The sequence below is a fragment of the Kitasatospora sp. NPDC001527 genome, assembly GCF_040298605.1.
GTDB lineage: Bacteria > Actinomycetota > Actinomycetes > Streptomycetales > Streptomycetaceae > Kitasatospora.
The window spans coordinates 1-23,254 of the sequence record NZ_JBEPAM010000061.1; the positions used below are offsets into that span (position 1 = coordinate 1).

Genomic DNA, 23,254 nt, shown 5'->3' on the forward strand with positions numbered 1-23,254 from the left:
GCCGGTCCGGACAGCGCGATCTACGTGATCTACACCTCGGGTTCGACGGGCCGGCCCAAGGGCGTCGTCCTCACCCACGGCAACGTCACCCGCCTCGTGGAGAGCGGCCGCGCCGGCTACGACCTCACCGAGGACGACGTCTGGACCCTGTTCCACTCCTACGCCTTCGACTTCTCGGTCTGGGAGATGTGGGGCGCGCTGCTGTACGGCGGCCGGCTGGTGGTCGTGCCGCAGGACGTCGCGCGCTCCCCGGAGGACTTCCTGGACCTGCTGGTCGAGCAGCGGGTGACGGTGCTGAGCCAGACGCCCACCGCCTTCCGCTCCCTGGTCGCGGCCGCCGGCGAGGGCGACCCGCGCGTGGACCGGCTCGCCCTGCGGCACGTCGTCTTCGGCGGCGAGGCCCTGGAGGTGTCCGAACTGCGGCCGTGGACCGACCGGCTGGGCCTCGAACGGCCCGCCCTGGTCAACATGTACGGCATCACCGAGACCACCGTGCACGTGACGCACCGCCGCATCACCGAGGACGACCTCGCGGCGCGCGGCGCGAGCCCCGTGGGCGAGCCCATCGCCGGATGGCAGGTCCACCTCCTCGACGCGCGCGGCCACCTGGTGCCCGTCGGCGTGCCGGGGGAGATCCACGTGGGCGGTCCCGGCGTGGCCCGCGGTTACCTGGAGCGGCCCGCGCTGACCGCCGAGCGCTTCGTGCCGGACCCGTTCGGTCCGGCCGGCTCCCGCCTCTACCGCAGCGGCGACCTCGCCCGGCGCCGCCCCGACGGCACCCTGGAGCACCTGGGACGCATCGACGACCAGGTGAAGATCCGCGGCTACCGCATCGAACTCGGCGAGATCGAAGCGGTCCTGGCCGCCCACCCGGGCGTGCGCGGCGCGGTGGTCGTCGCCCGGGACGACACCCCCGGCGGCGGCCGGCTGGTGGCGTACTGCATTCCCGCCGACCCGGCCGCCGCACCCACCGGGGCCGAGCTGGCCGCGCACTGCGCCGCCGAACTGCCCGACTACATGGTGCCGTCGGCGTTCGTCGAGATCGGGGCGGTGCCGCTGACGGCGAACGGCAAGCTGGACCGTGACGCGCTGCCCGAGCCGGGCGAGGACTCCTACGCCCGCGCCGAGTTCGTGGCGCCGCGCACCCCGGTCGAGGAGCGGGTGGCGGTGGTGTGGGGCCGCGTGCTGGGGGTCGAGCGGGTCGGTGTGCTGGACGGGTTCTTCGACCTGGGCGGCGACTCGATCCGGGCGGTGGCGCTGATCGGCGCGCTGCGGGCCGAGGGCCTGGACGTGTCGGTGCGCGACGTGTTCGAGCGGCGGACGGTCGCGGGTCTCGCGGAGTCGCTGACCGGCCGGTCGGCGCTGGCGGCGGGCGGCGAGGAGTTCGTCGAGCCGTTCGCGCTGGTGTCCGCGGAGGACCGGGAGCGGCTGCCGGAGGGGCTGGACGACGCCTATCCGCTGTCGCGGATCCAGACCGGCATGCTCGTCGAGACCCTCGCCGACACCGACCGCAACCGCTACCACGCCGTCACCTCGTACTACGTCCAGGACGACGTGCCGTTCTCGGAGCCCGCGCTGCGCCGCGCCGCCGACGCGGTCGTCGCCCGCCAGGACGTCCTGCGCACCTCCGTGGACCTCGCCTCCTACTCCGTGCCGATGCAGCTGGTGCACACCCGGGTCGCGATCCCGCTGTCGGTGCACGACCTGCGCGGCATCGACCAGGGGAGCCGGCGCGAGGCGCTGACGGCGTACGTCGCCGCCGAGCGGGCCCGCTCCTTCGACCTGGCGGCGGCGCCGCTGGTGCGCATCTCGGTCCACACCGAGGAGGAGGGCTGGCGGCTCTCCTTCACCTCCTCGCACGCCGTGATCGAGGGGTGGAGCCTGCACTCCTTCATGACCGAGATCCTGGCCGGCTACCGGCGGATCCGGGACGGCCTGGAGCCCGAGCCGTACGACGTTCCCCCGGTGCGCTTCGCCGACTCCATCGCCGCCGAACTCAAGGCCCTCGACTCCGCGGAGGACCGCACCTTCTGGCGCTCCGTGGTCGAGGACCACGCCCCGCTGGCCGTGCCGTCCGCCTGGGCGGTGCCGGACGCGGCCGGGGAGGACTTCACCGTCCCGGTGCCGGTGCGGGACCTGGAGCCGCGCCTGCGCGCGCTGGCCGCGCGCTCGCACGCCTCGCCGAAGAGCGTGCTGCTCGCCGCGTACGTGAAGGTGATGAGCCAGCTCACCCACGAACCGGCCTTCCACACCGGCCTGGTGTGCCACGTGCGCCCCGAGGTGCTCGGCGCCGACCGGGTCTTCGGGACGTACGTCAACACCCTGCCCTTCCCGGTCGACCGCGGCGCCCGCACCTGGCGCGAGCTGGTGCGGCAGGTCTTCGAGCAGGAGGCCGGGATCTGGCCGCACCGGCACTTCCCGATGCCGGAGATCCAGCGCACCGCCGGCACCACCGGACGGCTGATCGACACCCTGTTCAGCTACCTGGACTTCCCCGAGATCGAGGACCGGGCCGTCGACGCGCGCACCGGCCTCGGCGAGGGGGCGACCGAGTTCGCCCTCGCGGTCACCGCGACCATCGGCATGGGGCTCAACCTCAAGACCAGCACGCGCACCATGGGCCGTGCCGACGCCGAGCGGATCGCCGGGATGTTCCGTGCGGTGCTGGAGGCGATGGCGGCCGACCCGGACGGTGACGCCCGGGAGGTGTACCTGCCCGCCGGCGAACGGGAGTTGTTGCTGGCGGCGAGTGGCGCGGGGTCCGTCGAGACGGATCCGCGGGCCGTGCACGAGGTGTTCGAGGCGCGGGTCGCGGCGGCTCCGGAGGCGGTGGCGGTGGTCGCCGGCGGCCAGGAGCTGACGTATGCGGAGGTGAACCGGCGGGCCAACCGGCTGGCGCACCACCTGCGGGCGCTCGGCGTGGGCCGGGAGTCGCTGGTCGGCGTCTGCCTGGAGCGCGGCGTCGACCTGGTGCCCACGCTGCTCGGCATCGTCAAGTCCGGCGCGGGGTACGTGCCGCTGGACCCGGCCAACCCCGCCGCCCGGCTGCGCCAGGTGGCCGAGGACGCCCGGGTCGCCACCGTCGTCACCGACGGCGCCCTGGCCTCCCTCGTCGAGGACGCCGTCCCGGGCGGGCTGGTGCTGCTCGACCGTGACCGGGAGGCCCTGGCCGCGCGGCCCGACACCGACCCGGGCCACCCCGTGAGCCCGGACCAGGCGCTGTACGTCATCTTCACCTCCGGCACCACCGGGCGGCCCAAGGGCGTCACGGTCACCCACGCCAACACGCTCCGGCTCTTCCCGGCGATGCGGCGGCGCTTCCCCTTCGGCGCGGACGACGTGTGGGCGCTCTTCCACTCGTACGCCTTCGACGTCTCCGTCTTCGAGCTCTGGGGCGCGCTGCTGCACGGCGGCCGGCTGGTGGTCGTGCCGCAGGACGTCGCGCGCTCCCCGGAGGACTTCCTCGACCTGCTCGTCGAGCACGGGGTGACGATGCTCGCCGAGACCCCGTCCGCCTTCCGCCCGCTGGTGGACCTCGCGGCGCAGGGCGACCCCCGGATCGACCGGCTGGCGCTGCGCATGGTGATGAACGGCGGCGAGCCGCTGGAACTGGCCGACCTGCGGCCCTGGACCGACCGGCTCGGCCTGGAACGGCCGGTGCTCGTCAACGCCCACGGCATCACCGAGACCACGGTCGTCGACACCTTCCACACCCTCGCGCCCGGCGACGGCGAGGCGGGCGCCCTGATCCCGATCGGCACCCCGCTGGACGACGTCCGCGTCCACCTGCTCGACCGCGACGGCCGGCTCGTGCCGGCCGGGGTGGCCGGCGAGATGCACATCGGCGGTCCCGCCGTGGCCCGCGGCTACCTGAACCGGCCCGCGCTGACCGCCGAGCGCTTCGTGCCCGACCCCTACGGCTCGCCCGGCTCCCGCCTGTACCGCACCGGCGACCTCGCCCGGCGCCGGCCCGACGGCCGGCTGGAGTTCCTCGGCCGCGCCGACGACCAGGTCAAGCTGCGCGGCTACCGGATCGAGCTCGGCGAGATCGAGGCCGTGCTGTCCGGCCACCCCGGGATCCGGGACGCCGTCGTCCTGGTCCGCGAGGACCGCCCCGGCGAGAAGCTGCTCGTGGCGTACGGCGTCCCCGCCGATCCGGCCGCCGGCCTGCCCGCGAGCGCCGACCTGGCCGCGCACTGCGGCACCGGCCTGCCGGAGTACATGGTGCCCTCCGCCTTCGTGGCGCTGGACGCCCTGCCGCTGACCGTCAACGGAAAGCTGGACCGGCGCGCCCTGCCCGCGCCCACCGAGGAGTCCGTGGCCCGCGGCGACTACGCCGCACCCCGGACCCCGACCGAGGAGCGGGTGGCCGCCGTCTGGGCCGAGGTGCTCGGCATCCGGCAGGTCGGCATCCACGACGGCTTCTTCGCCGTCGGCGGCGACTCCATCCGCGGCGTCGCCCTGGTCGGCGCGCTGCGCGCCGCGGGCTTCGACGTGTCGGTGCGCGACCTCTTCCAGCACCGCACCGTGGCGGGCCTGAGCGAGGCACTCGCCGCGGCCGGGCAGGTTCAGGACGAGGCGGCCGGCGGCGAGCCGGCGGCCGGGACCGGTGCCGGACAGCCGGAGTCCGTCCGGCCGTTCGCCCTGATCGGCGAGGAGGACCGGCGCGCCCTGCCCGCCGGACTCGACGACGCCTACCCCCTGCTGCGCAACCAGACCGGCATGCTCGTGGAGATGCTGGCCGGCGGCGGCGAGAACCGGTACCACAACGTCGCGGCCGTCCTGGTCCCCGACGACCGGCCCCTCGCGCCGGAGGCGCTGCGCGAGGCGGTCCGCACCGTGGCTGCGCGGCACGACGTGCTGCGCACCACGGTCGACCTCACCGGCTACTCGGTGCCGATGCAGCTGGTGCGCACCGCGGCGGAGATCCCGTTCGACTGGCGGGACATCAGCGGCCTGGACGAGGAGGGGCAGCGGCGCGAGGTGACCGCCCACGTCGCCGCGCAGCAGGCCGAGACCTTCGACCTCGCCTCCGGCGAGCCGCTGATCCGCGCCTTCGCGCACGCCGCCGGCGACGGCGCCTGGTTCCTCACCCTCACCCAGAGCCACGCGATCCTGGAGGGCTGGAGCCACCAGCTGCTCGTCAAGGAGCTGCTGGCCTGCTACCGGCGGATCCGGGACGGCCTGGAGCCCGAGCCGTACGAGGCCCCCGGCGTGCGCTTCGCCGACACCGTCGCCGCCGAACTCGCCGCCCTCGGCTCCCCGGAGGCCCGTGCCTACTGGAAGGGCGTCGTCGAGGGGCACGCCAAGCTGACGCTGCCCGCCGGCTGGGCGGACACCGCGGCGGCCCCCGAGGCCTACGGCGTCAAGGTGCCGCTGGACGCGCACCGGGAGGCGCTGCGCGCGCTCGCCGCGGCGGAGGGCGTCTCGGTCAAGAGCGTGCTGCTGGCCGCCCACCTGAAGGTGATGGGCCAGCTCACCGACGAACCCGCCTACCACACCGGCCTGGTGAGCCACGTCCGTCCGGAGGAGCAGGGCGCCGACCGGGTCTACGGCCTGTACGTGAACACCCTGCCCTTCCCCGCCGACCGCGGCGCCCGCACCTGGCGCGAGCTGGTGCGGCAGGTGTCCGACCGGGAGATCGAGGCCTGGGAGCACCGGCACTTCCCGATGCCGGAGATCCAGCGCGAGGCGGGCACCGGCGGACGCCTGATCGACGTGATGTTCAACTACGTCGACTTCGGGCAGGGCCGCGCGCCGGAGGCGGGCGGCCGGGAGAGCGCGCCGGCGACCGTCGTCAGCAGCGCGGTCACCGAGTTCGGCCTGTCGGTCAACGCCCACGGCGACGACCACGTCAACCTGCGCACCAGCACCGCGGTGATGGGCCGCGCCGACGCCGAGCGGGTCGCCGCGATGTTCCGCGAGGTCCTGGAGGCCATGGCGACGGACCCCGACGGCGACGCGCGGGCCGTGTACCTGCCGCGCGGCGAGCGGGAGCGGCTGCTCGGCGCGGGCCCGGCGGACTCCTTCGAGGCCGTGTCGCGCTGCCTGCACGAGGTGTTCGAGGAGCAGGCGGCCGCCGATCCCGAGGCCGTCGCCGTCGTCGCCGGCGGCGAGGAGCTGACCTACGCGGAGGTGAACCGGCGGGCCAACCGGCTGGCGCACCACCTGCGCGCGCTGGGCGCGGGCCCGGAGTCGCTGGTCGGCGTCTGCCTGGAGCGCGGCATCGACCTGGTGCCGACGCTGCTCGGCGTCCTCAAGTCGGGCGCGGGCTACCTGCCGCTCGACCTGGCCAACCCCGCCGACCGGCTCGGGTTCATGCTCTCCGACTCCGGGGCGCGCCTCGTCGTCACGACCGGGGCGCACGCGGAACCGCTCTCCGCGGTCCACCGGGGCGAGCTGGTGGTCCTCGACCGCGACCGCGAGCTGCTCGCGGCCCGCCCGGACACCGACCCGCGGCCCGCCGCCGTCCCGGACAACCTCGTCTACACGATGTACACCTCCGGCTCCACGGGCCTGCCCAAGGGCGTGTGCCTGACGCACGCCAACGTGATGCGGCTGATGGACACCACGGGGGAGCACTTCGCCCTCGACGGGTCCGACACCCTGGCGCTCTTCCACTCGTACGCCTTCGACGTCTCCGTCTTCGAGCTGTGGGGCGCGCTGCTGCACGGCGGCCGGCTGGTGGTCGTGCCGCAGGACGTCGCGCGCTCCCCGGAGGACTTCCTCGACCTGCTCGTCGAGCACGAGGTCACGGTGCTCTGCCAGACGTCCACCGCCTTCCGGCCGCTGGCCGCGGCGGCCGCGGCGGACGACGACCGGCTGCGGCGGCTCTCGCTGCGCGCGGTGCTGTTCGCCGGCGAGACGCTCGACATCGCCGCCCTGGAGCCGTGGGCCGCCCGCCTCGGCGTCGGCCGCACCGCCCTGGCCAACCTGTACGGCCCCACCGAGACGACCGTGTACGCGACCTACCACCGCGTGGCCAGGCGGGACTTCAGGCCCGGCGCGCCGTACTCGATCGGCCGCCCGCTCAGCGACACCCGGATCCACCTGGTGGACGGCCTCGGCAACCTGGTGCCCGCCGGCGTGCCGGGCGAGATGCAGATCGCCGGGCCCGCCCTGGCCCGCGGCTACCTGAACCGCCCCGCGCTGACGGCGGAGCGCTTCGTGCCCAACCCCTACGGCCCGCCCGGCTCCCGCCTGTACCGCTCCGGGGACACGGCGCGGCGCCTGGGCGACGGCAGCCTGGAGTACCTCGGCCGCATCGACGACCAGGTCAAGCTGCACGGCTTCCGCATCGAGCTCGGCGAGGTCCGGGCCCGGCTGGCCGAGCACCCGGCGGTCGGCGACGCGGTGGTCCTCCTGCGCGAGGACGCCCCGGGCGCGGCGCAGCTCGTCGGCTACGTCGTGCCGGCGGGCGGGGCGGCGCCCGACCCCGCCGACCTGCGCGGGTTCCTGGCCCTGGCGCTGCCCGAGTACATGGTGCCCTCGGCGTTCGTCCCGCTGGACGCCCTGCCGATGACGGTCAACGGCAAGCTGGACCGCAGGGCGCTTCCCGCGCCCGACCAGGACTCGCTGGCCCGCGCCGCCTACGCGGAGCCCCGCACCGGCATGGAGCGGCGGGTCGCCGAGGTCTGGGCCGAGGTCCTCGACGTGGAGCGGGTCGGTGCCCACGACAGCTTCTTCGGACTGGGCGGGGACTCGATCCGGGCCGTCGCGCTGATCGGCGCGCTGCGCGCCGCCGGCCTCGACGCCACCATGCCCGACGTGTTCGAGCACCGGACGCTCGCCGAGCTGAGCTCCCGGCTCCAGGACCGGGACGGCCTCACCGCCCGGGACGCGGCGGTGGCCCCGTTCGCGCTGCTCTCCGAGCAGGACCGGGAACTGCTGCCCGAGGGCCTCGCCGACGCCTACCCGCTGACCCAGAACCAGACCGGCATGCTCGTGGAGATGCTCTCCGCGGACGGGCCGCGCAAGTACCACCTCGTCAACTCGGTCCGGTTCCGCGACGGCCACGCCTTCGACGCGGACGCGCTCCAGCGCGCGGTGGACCTGCTGGTCGAGCGGCACGAGGTGCTGCGGACCTCCGTCGACACGGAGACGTACTCCGTGCCCCTGCAGCTCGTCCACGCCGCGGCGGGCCTGCCGGTCCGGGTGGTCGACCTCCGGGACCAGGACCCGGCGGCGCAGGACCGCGCCGTCCGGGACTACGTGGCGGCCGAGAGCGAGTCGCCGCTGGAGCACGACCGGGCCCCGCTGATGCGGATCCTCGTCCACCTGTGCGCGGACGACAGCTGGCAGTTCACCATCACCGAGTCCCACGTGATCCTGGACGGCTGGAGCCTGGACCTGCTGCTCGGCCAGCTGCTCGACGCCTACCGCGGTTTCCGGGACGGCACGCCGCCCGCGCCGTACGAGCGCCCCGGGGTCCGGTTCGCCGACGTCGTCGCCGCGGAGCTCCGCGCGCTGGAGTCGCCGCAGACCAGGGACTTCTGGCGCGGCGTCGTCGGGAGGCACGAGAAGTTCGTGCTCCCCGCCGGCTGGGGCGACGGCCCGGACGCGCCCGCGGAGTCGTACACGCTGCGGGTGCCCTTCGACGACCTGCGCGAGGGCCTGCAGGGCCTCGCCTCCGAGGCGCGGGCCTCGGTCAAGAGCGTGCTGCTCGCCGCCTTCCTGAAGGTCATGGGCGGCCTGACCGAGGAGCGGGCCTTCTTCACCGGCCTCACCTCCCACGTCCGGCCCGAGGCGCGCGGCGCCGACGAGGTGTGCGGCATGCACCTCAACACGCTGCCGTTCCCCGCCGACGACACCGCCCGGACCTGGCGCGAACTGGTCCGGCAGGTCTTCGAGCGGGAGGCCCTGACCTGGGCGAACCGGCACTTCCCGATGCCGGAGATCCAGCGCGAGCGGGGCGGGGCCGGCCGGCTCATCGACGTCTACTTCAGCCACCAGGACTTCGGCGGGGCGGACGACGGCGTGGCCGACACCGCCGCCGGGACCGGCTTCTCCACCAACGAGTTCCCGTTCTCGGTGGCCTCCGGCACCGGGTGGCTCACCCTGCGCACCCGCACCCGGGCGGTGAGCCGCGCGAACGCCGCACGGCTGGCCGCGATGTTCCGGGCCGTCCTGGAGGCGATGGCCGCCGACCCGGACGGCGACGCCCGGACCGCTCTGCTCCCCGGCGGCGAGCGGGAGCTGCTGCTCGGCGCGTGGGCCCGCCACCCCGACGAGCCGGTGCGGCGCAGCGCGCTCGAGGAGTTCGAGGAGCGGGCGGCGCTGCGGCCCGACGCGCTCGCCGTCGAGGACGGCGACGTCCGGCTCAGCTACGCCGAACTCGACGCCAGGGCCAACCGCTTCGCCCGGTACCTGCGGGCCGCGGGCGTGGGCGCGGAGTCGGTCGTCGGCGTGCTGCTGGAACCCGGTGCCGATCTGATCGTGGCGTTCCTCGGCGTGTGGAAGGCGGGCGGCGCCTACCTGCCGCTCGACCCGGCCCACCCGGTGGACCGGCTCGGCCGGCTCCTGGAGGACGCGGGCGCCGCGGTCGTGGTCACGCTCGCGGAGCACCGGGACCGCTGCACGGACGCCTTCACCGGCCGGATCGTCCTGGTGGACCGCGAGGCCAGGCGGATCGCCGCGCGGTCCGCGCGGCCGCTGGGCGTCACCGCCGACCTGGACGGGCTCGCCTACATGATCTTCACCTCGGGGTCGACCGGGCGTCCCAAGGGCGTCCTGGTCCCGCACCGCGGGCTGGCGAACCACCTGCGCTGGGCGGTACGGGACCTCGCGTCCCGCGGCACGGGCGGCGCGCCGGTGTTCTCCTCGCTCGCCTTCGACCTGGCGGTGCCGAACCTGTGGGCGCCGCTGCTCTCCGGACAGACCGTGCGGGTGCTGCCCAGGGACCTGGACCGGCTGGGCGAGCGGCTCGCCGCGTCCGCGCCGTACAGCTTCGTCAAGCTCACCCCGGCCCACCTGGAGGTGCTCACCCACCAGCTGACCGCCGAGCAGGCGCGGGCGCTGGCCCCGCTGCTGGTGGTGGCCGGCGAGGCGTTCAACCGGCGCACCCTGGACGCCTGGCGCGCGCTCGCCCCGGAGACCCTGATCGTCAACGAGTACGGGCCCACCGAGGCATCCGTGGGCACCTGCGTCTTCCCCGTCACGCGGCTGCCGGTCACGGACGTGCTGCCGATCGGGCGGCCGCTGCCGAACATGGCGATGTACGTCCTCGACGCCCGTCTGGAGCCGGTGCCGGTCGGGGCGCCCGGCGAACTGTACGTCGGCGGCGCCGGCGTGGCCCGCGGTTACGCGGGCCGGCCCGACCTCACCGCCGACCGGTTCGTGCCGGACCCCCACGGCGAGCCGGGTGCCCGCCTGTACCGCACGGGCGACCTGGCCCGGGTCCTGCCGGACGGCGACGTCGCCTTCCTCGGGCGCGTCGACCGGCAGGTCAAGGTGCGCGGCCACCGCATCGAGCCCGGCGAGATCGAGGCGGCCCTGACCGCCCTCGGGACGGTCGCCGAGGCGCGGGTCACCGCCCGGGAGGACACCCCCGGCGACGTCCGCCTCGTCGCGTACCTGGTGCCGGCCCCCGGGGCCGAAGGGCCCCTGGACGCGGGTGCGCTGCGCACGGAGCTCGGCCGGACCCTGCCCGAGCACCTGGTGCCGTCGGCGTACGTGACCGTGGAGCGGCTGCCGCTCAACGCCAACGGCAAGGTGGACGAACGGGCGCTGCCCGCGCCCGGGGCGGCGCTCGCCGCGGCCGCGCACACGCCGCCGGCCACCGCGACGGAACGGGCGCTCGCCGGGATCTGGTCCGCCCTGCTCGGTGTCGAGCGGATCGGCACCGAGGACGGCTTCTTCGACCTCGGAGGCCACTCGATCCTGGTGATCCGGCAGGTCGCCGAGGCCCGCAAGGCCGGGCTCCCGCTCACGCTGTTCATGGTCTACCAGCACCTCACCCTGGGCAGGCTGGCCGCCGCGGTCGACGAGGAGCTCCGCGGGCAGGCGCCCGCGCAGGGCCCGGAGCGCGGCCCGCGGACGGCCGCCCCGGTCCCGGCGCTGCCCTCCCCGGCGCGCGCCATGGAGCGGACCGGTGTCCCGGGAGCGAGCGTGGCCCGGCTGGAGGGCGGTGAACTCGTCGCCGTCGAGGGCTTCGGGACGCTCACCCGCGGCGGCGCCGCGGTGACCCCGGACACGCTGTTCCAGGTGGGGTCGATGAGCAAGCACCTCACGGCCATCGGCGTGCTGGCCCTCGTCGACCAGGGGGTCCTCGACCTGGACGAGGACGTCGACCGCTACCTCAGGGGATGGCGGGTGCCTGCCTCCGCCGACGGCGCGCGCACGACTCTGCGCCACCTGCTCGCCATGCGCTCCGGCCTGGCCCCCGCGCCCGGCAAGGGCTACCCGGCCGGGTCGGTGCCCACCCTGGCGGACCTCCTGCACGGCCGCCCGCCGGCCGTCAACGCGCCGGTGGCGCGGCAGGCCGTGCCCGGCGCGGGCTTCGCCAAGGCGAACGTGCACTACTGGGTCGTCCAGCAGGCGGTCGCCGACGCCACCGGGGAGGCGTTCCCGGAGGTGATGCGCGAGGTGCTGTTCAAGCCGCTCGGCATGGACGGCAGCAGCTTCGACCAGTCCTTCCCGCTGGAGTCCGGCCGCCCCGTGGCGCTCGGCCACGACGGCGCGGGGAACCCGGTCGACGGCGGCTGGCTGGTCCGGCCCGACGCGGCGGCCGCCGGCCTGTGGAGCACCGCCTCCGACCTCGCCAAGGCGGTGCTGGAGGTACGGCGCTCCGCGCTCGGCCGGCCCCTCGCCCTGCTCTCGCGGGAGCGGGCCGAGGAGCTGCTGACCCCGTACCCCGACAGCTTCTACGGCCTGGGCGCCGTCTGCGACACCACCGGCCCGGATCCGCAGTTCGGCCACGGCGGCGAGCCCGTCGGCTACCACGCGCTGGCCACCTGCACGCTGCGCTCGGGCACCGGCTGGGTCGTGCTGACCAACGGTTCGGCGGGGGAGCGGGTCGTCCGGACCTTCGTCTCCGCCACCACGCCGGGCGAGGAGCCCGGTTCCGCGGCCCAGTGAGCGCCCACCGAGAGCACGAACCCGCGACGACCGAATCGAGGACACCCGCCTTGGAATCCCGCCATCCCCATCGAAGCCTGCTGTCGACCGACGACCTGACGGACCGCGAACTGCGCGCCGTCGTGGACCGCGGAGCGGCGTTCGCCGCCGGCTGCGCCGGTGAGCCCAGACCCCTCGCCGGGGACGTCGTCGGCGTCTACTTCCGCATGACGTCGACCCGCACCCGCACCGCGTTCTCCTCCGCCGCGCTGCGCCTGGGCGCGCAGATCATCGCCTACGGCCCCGACGACCTGCAGACCAACACCGGTGAGTCGCTCGACGACACCGGGAAGGTCCTCGGCCGGATGCTGGACGTGGTCGTCGCGCGGACCGGAAGCCCGCAGCGGGAGCTGGCCGCCTGGGCCGACCCCCGCCGGCTCTCCGTGGTGAACGCCATGACCGAGGAGGAGCACCCCACCCAGGCGCTCACCGACCTCACCACGCTCAAGGGCCGCTTCGGCGAGATCGACGGCCTGCGCGTGGTCTACGTCGGCGAGGGCAACAACACGGCGGCGGCGCTCGCCCTGGCGCTGCCGCGCTTCCCCGGCACCCTGCTCGAACTGCGCACCCCGCCCGGCTACGGACTCACCGAGGAGGTCAGGGCGCGCGCCGAGGAGCACGCCCGCCGCAGCGGCGCGTCGTTCGTCGAGCGGCACGACATGGACGCCCTGCCCGCCGACGCCGACGCCGTGTACACCACGCGCTGGCAGACCACCGGCACCAACAAGCCCGACCCCGAGTGGCGGGAGGTCTTCGCCCCGTTCCAGGTGACCCGGGACCTCTGGGAGGACAGCCCGAAGGCGGTGTTCATGCACGACCTGCCCGCCCACCGGGGCGAGGAGGTCACCGCCGAGGTCCTCGACGGGCCGACCAGCATCGCCTTCGCCCAGGCGGAGAACAAGATGCACAGTGCCATGGCGGTGCTCGAGTGGTGCCGCGGTGGTGGGGCCGCCGCATGAGCGCGGCCCAGGAGGCCCCGACCCTGGCCGAGACGCCGCCCGGTCCGCCGCTGCGCAGGAACCGCGACTTCCTCAAGCTGTGGACCGGGGCCGGCATCTCCATCCTCGGCACCCGGGTGGGTACCGTCGCGTACCCGCTGCTGATGGTCTGGCAGAACGGATCGACGGTCGACGCCGGCCTGGTGGGCTTCGCGGCGCTGCTGCCGCTGCTGCTCGTGCAGCTGCCCGCCGGTGTCGTGGTCGACCGCTGGGACCGGCGCCGCACCATGATCGCCTGTGACGTGGCGGGACTGCTGGCCATGGGCAGCGTCGGCCTGGTCCTGCTGTCCGGCCGCGTCCTGCTGCCCCACCTCATGGCGGCCGCGTTCGTCGAGGCCGCCGCGGGGATCTTCTACCGGCTCGCCGAGCGGGCCGCCGTCCGCAACGTCGTCGAGCCCCGGCACCTGTCCGCGGCGCTCTCCCAGAACGAGGCCAGAGGCCGGGCCGCCGGCCTCCTCGGCCAGCCCCTGGGCAGCTCGCTGTTCACCGTGTCCCGGGGTCTGCCCTTCGTGTTCACGGCGGCGGGACACCTCTTCGCGCTGCTGACGCTGCTGGCGATCAGGAAGGACCTGCAGAGCGAGCGCACCGCGGTCCGCAAGGACCTGCGCGCCGAACTCGCCGAGGGCTTCGCCTGGTTGTGGCGGCAGCGCTTCCTGCGGACCGCGGTGAGCCTGGTCGCGGGGACCAACATCCTCTTCCAGGTCCTCTCGCTCACCCTGGTCGTCATCGTCAAGGAGTCCGGGAGCTCGCCCGCCGTCATCGGCGTCATCGGCACGGTGTCCGGCGTGGGCGGGGTGTGCGGGGCGCTGGCCGGCTCGTGGTTCGGCAGGCGCTTCTCCGTCTCCGCGATCCTGCGGGGGGTCTTCGCCGCCTGGACCGTCCTGATGCCGATGGTCGCCCTGAGCGACAACCCCTTAGCCCTGGGCGGGGTGTTCGCCGGACTGACCTTCGCCGGCGCGCTGATGAACGTGGCGGCGGGCGTCTACCAGGTCCAGGTCACCCCCGACCGGCTGCAGGGGCGGGTCAGCAGCGTCGCGATGCTCCTGACGTCCGGCACGAACTCCCTCGGGCCGCTGATCGCCGGCTTCCTGCTGGGAGCGGTCGGCACCACCTCCACCGTCCTCGGCGTGGGTGTCGCGATGCTCGTGACGACCGTCGCCGCGCTGCTGAGCCCTGCGGTGCGCGACGCCGCCGGCACCCCGGCGGCCGGGCCCGTGGACGGTCCGCCGGAGCGGGCCGCGCATAGCCCGGATACCGAAGAAATATAGAGGCCGCCCGGAAGGTGAGACCCATGGAGACCTCTCAGGCCCCGGCACACGCCGCCGACACCAGGACGGGTACCGGCCGATGACCTATCAGCGAGGAAGCTGGTTCCGGGTGTACGTCCCGCGGCCCGCCGCACGCGCACGGCTCTTCTGTTTCCCCTACGGCGGGGGCGCCGCCAGCTCCTTCCGCGGCTGGGCCGAGAGCCTGCCGGAGTCGGTCGAGCTGGTGGCCGTGCAGTACCCGGGACGGCAGGACCGCCTCGCCGACCCGGTCCCGGCGGGGATCCCGGAGCTCGCCGAGGAGATCGCCGCGGTCGTCGGCAGCCGGTTCGAGGTGCCCACCGCGTTCTTCGGGCACAGCATGGGCGCCGTGGTCGCCTTCGAGGTCGCCCGCCGCCTGCAGCCCCGCTACCCCTCGCCGCTCGCCCGGCTCTACGTCTCCGCCTGCCGCGCCCCCGGGACCCACCGGCGGGCCCGCCGGCCGCTGGAGGAGGACGAGATGCGCCGCTACATCCAGTCGCTCGGCGGCTCGGGGGCGAACTCCCTGGACGACGACGACATCTGGGAGGTGGCCCACCCGGTGATCCGCACCGACCTCGGCTGGACCGGGGCCTACGAGTTCACGCCCGGCGCCCCGCTGTCCTGCCCGGTCGAGGCGGTCGCCGGCGCCGAGGACCGGGCCGCCACCCCCGCGGACATGGCGCTGTGGAAGGACTACACCATCGGCGGCGCCCGGACCCACGTCCTGCCCGGCGGGCACTTCTACTTCGAGGAGTGCCTGCCCCGGCTGACCTCCCTCCTGGCCGAGACCCTCGTGCCCGAACCCGTGTCCCCGCAGCCGACAGGAAAGCGGTCGTAGCATGCCCGATCCGCAGACTCCGAGCCTGCTCAACCTGTTCTCCCCCGAGTGGTCCGCGGACCCCTACGGTGTCTACGCCTACTACCGGGAGCTGCGGGAGGCGTCCCCGGTCTACTACGACGAGTGGATGCGGACCTGGGTGGTCCTCGGCTACGACGAGATCAGCCGGCTGTCCAAGGACGAGCGCCTCTCCGGCGCCCGGATCGGCAGCTTCCACGAGCAACTGCCCTCCGAGGTGCGCGCGGAGATCGAACCGCTCGCCAACGCGCTGTCGGACATGATGCTCTTCAACGAGCCGCCCCGGCACACCCGGCTGCGCCGCCTCGTCAAGCCCGGCCTGACGCCCCGGCTGGTGCGCGAGATGCGCCCCGCGATCGAGAAGCTCGCCGACGAGCTGCTGGACCGGGCCGAGGAGCGCGGCGGGATGGACGTCGTCCACGACTTCTCCGAGCCGCTGACCCGCGGGGTGATCGCCCGCCTGGCCGGCGTCCCCGAGAAGGCCGGGCACCTCCTGGAGAACTGGCCGGGCCTGCTCCACGAGTTCTTCACCCAGTCCCGCGCCGAGATCGGCCGCATCACCGAGCTCAGGACCGCGTTCGAGGAGGACGCCGAGGGCCGCCGCAACGGCACGGCGCAGGACCTGTTCACGCAGATGATCGCCGAGCAGCTGCAGTACGGCGACTACAGCGACGATGAGATCTTCGCCAACTTCCTGCTCCTCATCGACGCGGGCCAGGCCACCACGACCCACCTCATCGGCAACGCGGTGCTGGCCCTCGCCCACCACCCCGACCAGGCGGAGCTGCTGCGGCAGCGGCCCGACCTCGGGGTGCAGGCCGCCCACGAACTCCTGCGTTACGACAGCTCCGTGCAGTTCACCACGCGGGTGGCCCTGACCGCCCTGGAGGCCGGCGGCCACCGGATCCCCGAGGGGGACTCGGTGACCCTGGTCCTGGGCTCCGGCAACCGGGACCCGCTCCACTACGCGGAGCCCGACCGGCTCGACATCACGCGCCGGGCCGCGGACCACCTGTCCTTCGGACACGGGATCCACTACTGCCTCGGCGCCTCGCTCGCCGTCGCGGAGATCGACGTCGCGCTGCGCAGGCTCCTGGAACGCACCGGCCTGCGCCAGGTCGACACCCGGCCGCAGTGGATGGACAGCATCAACTTCCGGATGCTCAAACGGCTTCCGGTGACGTTCGAGCGCGTGCACTGACCGTCCGCCCCGGAGCGGGCGGGCAAGTCCTGGCAGAGGGGAAGGAACAACAATGCAGGGCGCCGCACAGCCGTCAGACCTGCCGCCGACGCACCGACGCGTCGCCCGGCAGGCCGCATCGACCCCCGAGGCGGTGGCCGTCCTCGCGGGCGGCCACCGGCTGACCTACCGCGAGCTGGAGGAGCGGGCCAACCAGCTGGCGCACCTGCTGCTCGAATCGGGGGCGGGCCCGGACGTCCCCGTCGGCGTCTGCCTGCGCCGGGGCGCCGGCCTGGTCATCGCCCTCCTGGCCGTCTGGAAGGCCGGTGCGGCCTACGTCCCCCTCGACCCGGACCACCCCGCGCCGCGCACCGCGGGCATCCTCGCCGACACCGGCGCCACGGTCGTCGTGACCGAGGAGGAACTGCGGCGCGCCGCGGCCGCGGACGGCGTCCGCCAGGTGCTGCTCGACCCGGAGCTGAGCGTCCTGGAGGGGCGCCCGCACAGCGCTCCGGACGTCGAGGTCACGGCCGCCCACGCCGCCTACGTCCTCTTCACCTCCGGCTCCACCGGCCGCCCCAAGGGCGTGGTCATCGGCCACGGCGGCATCGGCAACCGGATCGCCTGGGTGGTCGACGCCTACCGGCTGGGCGCCGGGGACCGGGTGCTGCACAAGACGCCCCTCACCTTCGACGCCGCCTGCTGGGAGATCTTCGCGCCGCTGGTCAGCGGCGGCACCGTGGTGCTCGCCGAGGTCGGCGCGGAGCGCGACCCGGCGGCGCTGCTGCGCGCCCTGGCCGAGCACCGGATCACCGTCCTCCAGGTCGTCCCCTCCGTGCTGCGCGCCCTCGTGGAGGAGCCGGGCTGGGAGGGCTGCACCGCCCTGCGGGTGCTGTTCTGCGCCGGCGAGGCGCTGCACGCCGAGCTGGTGCAGCGGTTCCTCGCCCGCGCCCGCACGGCCGGGCGGGAGGTGACGGTCTGCAACACCTACGGCCCCACCGAGTGCTCCATCGACGTGACCGGCTACGACGTCGACCCGCTGCAGCGCACCGGGCCGGTGCCGATCGGCACCCCCATCGCCAACATGCGGGTGTCGATCCTGGGCGACGACGGCCGGCCCGTCGCCCCCGGCGGCCGGGGCGAGCTGTGCGCGGGCGGCATCGGCGTCGCCCACGGCTACCTCGGCCGGCCGGCCCTGACCGCCGAGCGCTTCGTGCCCGACCCCGACGGCCCGCCCGGGGCCCGGCTGTACCGCACGGGTGACATCGCCCGGCGGCGGGCCGACGGGCAGCTGGAGTACCTGGGCCGCATCGACCACCAGGTCAAGGTCAACGGCGTGCGGATCGAGCCCGGCGAGGTGGAGGCCGCCCTGGCGGCCCACCCCGGGGTGCGCGAGGCCGCCGTCACCGCGTTCACCGCGTCCACCGGCGACACCCGCCTGGCCGCGTACGTCCGCACCGACCCCGAGGGGCGAGCCGGCCGGTCCGCGGCGGACCGCCACCGGGAGCTGCGCGACTTCCTGCGCGGGCGCCTGCCCACCAGCCATCTCCCCGCGGTCTTCGTCGAGCTGGACGCGTTCCCGAGGACGTCGAGCGGCAAGCTGGACCGCCTCGCGCTGCCGGCCCCGGACCTCGCCGCCGACCGGAACGACGCCCCGGCCAGCGCCACCGAGCGCCTCGTGGCCGGCGTGTGGCGCGAGGTCCTGGGCACCGACGGGATCGGGGCGCAGGACGACTTCTACCAGCTCGGCGGCTCCTCGCTGCAGCTCGTCCGGCTCGCCAACCGGCTGCGCGCCGAGTCGGGCCGGGACGTCGGGCTGCCCCGGCTGCTGGAGGCGACCACCGTCGCCGCCCAGGCGCTGCTGCTCGACGCGGGCCCCGCGGCGCCGTCGCCGGTGCGGACCGTGCCGCGGACCGGCGCGCTGGCGCTGTCGGCGGGGCAGCGCAGGCTGTGGGTCCTCGACCGGATCGAACCGCGCAGCCGGGAGTGGGTGACCGGACTGCTGGTCCGGGTGCCCGCGGGCACCGGTCCGGACACCGTGCGGCGGGCCCTGGACGTGCTCGCCGAGCGGCACGAGGGCCTGCGCACCCGGTTCGTCCCGGTGGCCGGCGAGCCGATGCAGGTGATCGACCCGCCCGCTCCGGTGGAGCTGCGCACCGTGCGCGCCCCGCGCGCGGAGGCCGGGGCCGTCATCGAAGGGGAGGCGGAGCGCGGGTTCGACCTGGAGAGTGGCCCGGTGGTCCGCGCGGTCCTCGTCCTCGACCCGGACGCCGCCGACACCGCCGAGGGCACGCTCGCCCTCCTGATGCACCACATCGTCGGCGACGGCTGGTCGGCGACGATCCTGCGGGAGGAGTTCCACGAGGTCCTGGCCGCGCTCACGGCCGGCCGCCCGGCCCGCCTCGCCCCGCTCGCCGTCCAGTACGCCGACTACGCGGCCTGGCAGCACGAGCAGCTCACCGACGCCTTCGTGGCCGGCGAGCTCGCCCACTGGAAGGCCGTCCTGGACGGCGCCGAGCCGTTCGCCCCGCACCCCGAGCGGCCCCGGCCGCCGGCCCGGGACGCGCGCGGCGCCGTCGTGCCGTTCACCGTGCCCGCCCCGGTGGCCCGCGCGCTCACCGGGATCGGCCGGGACCACGAGGCCTCGCCGTTCATGACCCTGCTCACCGGGTTCGCGACGCTGCTCGCCCGGCACACCGGCCAGTGGGACGGCACGCTCGGCACCCCGGTCGCCGGGCGGGAGCGCTCCGAGTTCGAGCACGTCGTGGGCTTCTTCCTGAACAGCCTGGTCCTGCGCCCCGGGCTGGCCGGGCACCTCACCTTCGAGCAGGCCCTCGACCGGGTCCGGGACGTCTGCAAGGACGCCTTCGCCCACCAGGACCTGCCCTTCGACCGGCTGGTGGCCGAACTCGCCCCCGACCGGGACCTGTCGCGCACCCCGCTGTACCAGGTCGCCTTCGACTACCACGACGAGACGCTCACCGGCTCGCCCGCCGACGCCGCCGACCTGGACCTGGTCACCGAGGTGTCGACCATTGCCAAGACGGACCTGACGCTGTACATGCGCGCCCAGCCCGACGGCACCGTCGTCGGCGCCCTGGAGTACGCGACCGCGCTGTTCACCCGGGAGGGCGCCGAGCGCCTGGCCGGCCACTTCCAGGAACTGCTGCGCTCGGCCGCGCAGGACCCGGCCCGGCGCCTGGACGCCCTGGACCTCCTGACCGACGGCGAGCGGCGGGCCCTGGACGGCTGGAGCCGCACGCCGGGCGCGCCCGTCACGGCCGGCGTGCCCGAGCTGTTCGAGGAGCGCGCCGCCGCCGTGCCCGGTGCCACCGCCCTGGCCGACGCCGGCGGCACGCTGTCCTTCGCGGAGCTGGACGCGCGGGCCAACCGGCTCGCCCACCACCTGCGCGGCCTCGGCGTCGGCCCCGAGACCGTGGTCGGCGTCCTGCTCGGCCGCACGGTGGACCTGCCCGCCACCCTGCTCGCGGTGTGGAAGGCGGGCGGCGCCTACCTGCCGCTCGACCCCGCCTTCCCGGCGGAGCGGGTCAGGACGGTCCTCGACGACGCCGGCGCGCCGGTCCTGGTGACGGACGCCGCCCACGGCGCGCGGACCGGGGCGGTCCCGGGCGTGCACCACGTCCTGGTCGACGCCCACGCCGCCGCCCTCGCCGGCGAGCCCGCGTCCCGGCCCGACCGGACCACGGACACCGACCGGCTGGCGTACGTGATCTACACCTCCGGCTCCACCGGGCGCCCCAAGGGCGTCCAGGTCACCCACCGCGGCCTGGCCAACCACGTGCGCTGGGCGGTCGACGAACTCGCCGCGCGCGGCACCGGCGGCGCGGCCCTGTTCTCCTCCGCGGCCTTCGACCTGGTGGTGCCCAACCTGTGGGCGCCGCTGCTGGCCGGCCGGCCGCTGCACCTGCTGCCGCAGGACCTGGACCTGGCGCGGCTCGGCGAACAGCTGCTGGCCGCCGGGCCGCTGAGCTTCCTGAAGCTGACCCCGGGCCACCTGGAGATCCTGGCGCAGCAGGTCGCGCCGGAGCGCCTGACCGACCTGGCCGAGGTGATCGTGGTGGCGGGCGAGGCCCTGCCGGTCCGGGCCGCCGACCGCTGGGCGCGCGCCCTGGGCGAGGGCCGGCTGATCAACGAGTACGGGCCCACCGAGGCGTCCGTCGGCACCTGCGTGCACCCGGTGACGGCCCCGGTGGCCGGCGAGTCCGTGCCCATCGGGCGCCCGCTGCCCGGAATGGCGATGCACGTGCTCGACGCCCGGATGCGCCCGCTGCCGGTGGGCGCGGTCGGCGAGCTGTACGTCGGCGGCACCGGTGTCGCCCGCGGCTACGCGGGGCGGCCGGTGCTCACCGCCGAGCGGTTCCTGCCCGACCCCCACGGCCCGGCCGGCGCGCGCCTCTACCGCACCGGGGACCTGGTGCGGCTGCTGGCCGACGGCTCGGTCGACTTCGTCGGCCGGCGGGACGGACAGGTCAAGCTCCGCGGCTACCGGGTGGAACTCGGCGAGATCACCGCCGTGCTCGGCGAACACCCCGCCGTGCGGGAGGCCGTGGTCGTCGCCCGGGAGGGCGGCACCGGCGAGACGGTGCTGGCCGCCTACTGGGTGCCGGAGCGGCCCGGGCCGGAAACGGCCGACGCCGGCCCGGAGCTCGCCGCGCACTGCGCGGCACGGCTGCCCGAGTACATGGTCCCGGGGTCGTTCACGCCGCTGGACGCCGTCCCGCTGACGGCCAACGGGAAGCTGGACCGCGTGGCCCTGCCCGCACCGGGCCCGGCGGACGGGGAGCGGCTGGAGCCGCCCCGCGGCGTCGTCGAGGAGCGGATCGCGGAGATCTTCACCGAGCTTCTGGGCGTCCCGGCCGGGGCGCACAGCAACTTCTTCCACACCGGGGGCAACTCGATCCTCGCGATCAGGCTGATCGCCGGCATCCAGACGGCGTTCGACATCGACTTCCCCACCCGGGCGGTGTTCGAGTCCGGCACGGTCGCCGGGCTCGCCGCCGTGGTGGAGGAGACGGTCCGCAGCGAGATCGACCGGCTGTCGGAGGACGACCTCACGGCCGAGGCGCTGGGTCCGGGTGACCAGCACACCTCGGAACGGTAACGCGGGAGTGTCCCGCACAACGCAGAAAGCGGAGGCGATGGCCACATCGAAGACCGTGCACACCGACCGGAGCGAGGACGCCTACGCGTCCGTGCTCGTCACCTTCGTCCTGGAGGAGTTCCTCCAGGACGACGAGGGGGAGGGGTTCGACGACACCACCCCGCTCATGGAGACCGGGATCCTCGACTCGCTGCGGGTCGCGCTCCTGCTCACGTTCATCCGGGACGGGCTTGGCCTGTACGTATCGCCGGCCAAGATCGACCTCCGGCACTTCCGGGATGTCAGGACCATTGCGGGCATGCTCGCCGAGTTGGCCGCGGACACCGCGGGTGAGGAGACCGTCGCATGAAGGCCGATTTCGATGTCGCCGTGATCGGCGGGGGGCCCGCGGGCTCCACCGTCGCCTCCTATCTGGCCCGCGCGGGGATGTCCGTCGCGGTCTTCGAGAGCGAGACCTTCCCGCGTCCGCACGTGGGGGAGTCCCTCGTCCCCGCGACCACGCCGGTGCTCCACGAGATCGGCGCCCTGGAGAAGATCGACGAGGCCGGCTTCCCGAAGAAGTTCGGAGCCTCCTGGACCTCGGGCGAGTCCCGCGACATCCCGCGCCTGGGGTACAGCGGCCTCAGCCACGGCTGGACCGCCGACATCCAGTTCGTCGAGCGCAACCAGCCCGGGGTGGACCGCGACTACACCTTCCACGTGGACCGCGGGCGGTTCGACGCGATCCTGCTGCGCCACGCCGACGAGCAGGGCGCCACCGTCTTCAACGGCGTGCGCGTCTCCAAGGTCGACTTCGACGACCCCGAGCTGGTCCGGCTGACCTGCCGGCTGGCCTCGAAGGAGACCGAGTTCACGGCGCGGATGGTGGTCGACGCGTCGGGCCGCCAGACGCTGCTCGGCCGCCAGCTCAAGGTGAAGGTGGCCGACCCGGTCTTCGACCAGTACGCCATCCACACCTGGTTCGAGGGGCTCGACCGCAACGCCCTGGCGGGCGAGGCCACCCAGGTCGACCACATCTTCGTGCACTTCCTGCCGATCAAGGACACCTGGATCTGGCAGATCCCGATCACCGACACGATCACCAGCATCGGCGTGGTCACCCAGAAGAAGCGGTTCGCCGACGCCAACGCCGACCGCGAGAAGTTCTTCTGGGACTTCGTCTCCAGCCGGCCCGACCTGCACGACGCGCTCAAGAAGGCCCGCCGCGTGCGGCCCTTCAAGCCCGAGGGCGACTACAGCTACGCGATGAAGCAGATCACCGGCGACCGCTTCATCCTGATCGGGGACGCGGCCCGGTTCGTCGACCCGATCTTCTCCAGCGGCGTCAGCGTCGCGCTCAACAGCGCCCGGATCGCCGCGCAGGACATCATCGCGGCCCACGAAGCCGGCGACTTCGCCAGGAAGCGCTTCGAGACCTACGAGAACAAGCTGCGCCGCGCGGTGAAGTACTGGTACGAGTTCATCTCCATCTACTACCGCCTGAACGTCCTGTTCACCGCCTTCGTCCAGGACCCGCGCTACCGCGTCGACGTGCTGAAGATGCTCCAGGGCGACGTGTACGACGGGGAGGAGCCCAAGGCGCTCAAGGCGATGCGCGAGGTGGTGGCCGAGGTCGAGAACAACCCCGACCACCTGTGGTACCCGTACCTGGGCACGCTGCGCGCGCCCACCTCGGCACCCAGTTTCTGATCCGCCCGC

Annotated in this window: 8 protein-coding genes; all 8 read left to right on the top strand. The window is 74.7% G+C overall.

From position 1 onward, the window contains the following. The first annotated feature begins 18 nt into the window (after positions 1 to 18). Positions 19 to 12,075 (top strand): non-ribosomal peptide synthetase, encoded by a 12,057-nt coding sequence (locus tag ABT238_RS34445; RefSeq protein ID WP_350804119.1) that lies wholly within the window; start codon positions 19 to 21, stop codon positions 12,073 to 12,075. Between the two features lie 50 nt (positions 12,076 to 12,125). Beyond that, positions 12,126 to 13,073 (top strand): ornithine carbamoyltransferase, encoded by a 948-nt coding sequence (locus ABT238_RS34450; protein ID WP_350572062.1) that lies wholly within the window; start codon positions 12,126 to 12,128, stop codon positions 13,071 to 13,073. Beyond that, positions 13,070 to 14,380 carry an MFS transporter gene (locus ABT238_RS34455; protein WP_350804059.1) on the top strand — a complete coding sequence of 437 codons (1,311 nt, stop codon included), beginning with the start codon at positions 13,070 to 13,072 and terminating at the stop codon, positions 14,378 to 14,380. The genes ABT238_RS34450 and ABT238_RS34455 overlap by 4 nt, the downstream gene beginning before the upstream one ends. A 79-nt stretch (positions 14,381 to 14,459) precedes the next feature. After that, positions 14,460 to 15,236, top strand: coding sequence for a thioesterase II family protein (locus tag ABT238_RS34460; RefSeq protein WP_350804063.1), 777 nt, complete (start codon positions 14,460 to 14,462; stop codon positions 15,234 to 15,236). Between the two features lies 1 nt (position 15,237). After that, positions 15,238 to 16,455: a cytochrome P450 gene (locus ABT238_RS34465; protein WP_350804068.1), complete on the top strand. Its 1,218-nt coding sequence runs from the start codon at positions 15,238 to 15,240 to the stop codon at positions 16,453 to 16,455. Between the two features lie 52 nt (positions 16,456 to 16,507). Continuing rightward, positions 16,508 to 21,556: a non-ribosomal peptide synthetase gene (locus tag ABT238_RS34470; RefSeq protein ID WP_350804072.1), complete on the top strand. Its 5,049-nt coding sequence runs from the start codon at positions 16,508 to 16,510 to the stop codon at positions 21,554 to 21,556. A 37-nt stretch (positions 21,557 to 21,593) separates the two neighbouring features. Next, the gene (locus ABT238_RS34475) at positions 21,594 to 21,905 is read left to right on the top strand and encodes a hypothetical protein (RefSeq protein ID WP_350804076.1); all 312 of its coding nucleotides are present in this window, start codon (positions 21,594 to 21,596) and stop codon (positions 21,903 to 21,905) included. Then, positions 21,902 to 23,245, top strand: a complete 1,344-nt coding sequence (locus tag ABT238_RS34480) for an NAD(P)/FAD-dependent oxidoreductase (protein WP_350572068.1) — start codon at positions 21,902 to 21,904, stop codon at positions 23,243 to 23,245. Before ABT238_RS34475 ends, ABT238_RS34480 begins: the two co-directional genes overlap by 4 nt. Positions 23,246 to 23,254 lie beyond the last annotated feature (9 nt).

What these genes read in the sequence shown, in the direction of transcription:
- ABT238_RS34455 (WP_350804059.1), top strand. Translation starts at nt 13,070, where the DNA reads ATGAGCGCGGCCCAGGAGGCCCCGACCCTGGCCGAGACGCCGCCCGGT.
- ABT238_RS34470 (WP_350804072.1), top strand. Translation starts at nt 16,508, where the DNA reads ATGCAGGGCGCCGCACAGCCGTCAGACCTGCCGCCGACGCACCGACGC.
- ABT238_RS34475 (WP_350804076.1), top strand. Translation starts at nt 21,594, where the DNA reads ATGGCCACATCGAAGACCGTGCACACCGACCGGAGCGAGGACGCCTAC.
- ABT238_RS34465 (WP_350804068.1), top strand. Translation starts at nt 15,238, where the DNA reads ATGCCCGATCCGCAGACTCCGAGCCTGCTCAACCTGTTCTCCCCCGAG.
- ABT238_RS34460 (WP_350804063.1), top strand. Translation starts at nt 14,460, where the DNA reads ATGACCTATCAGCGAGGAAGCTGGTTCCGGGTGTACGTCCCGCGGCCC.
- ABT238_RS34480 (WP_350572068.1), top strand. Translation starts at nt 21,902, where the DNA reads ATGAAGGCCGATTTCGATGTCGCCGTGATCGGCGGGGGGCCCGCGGGC.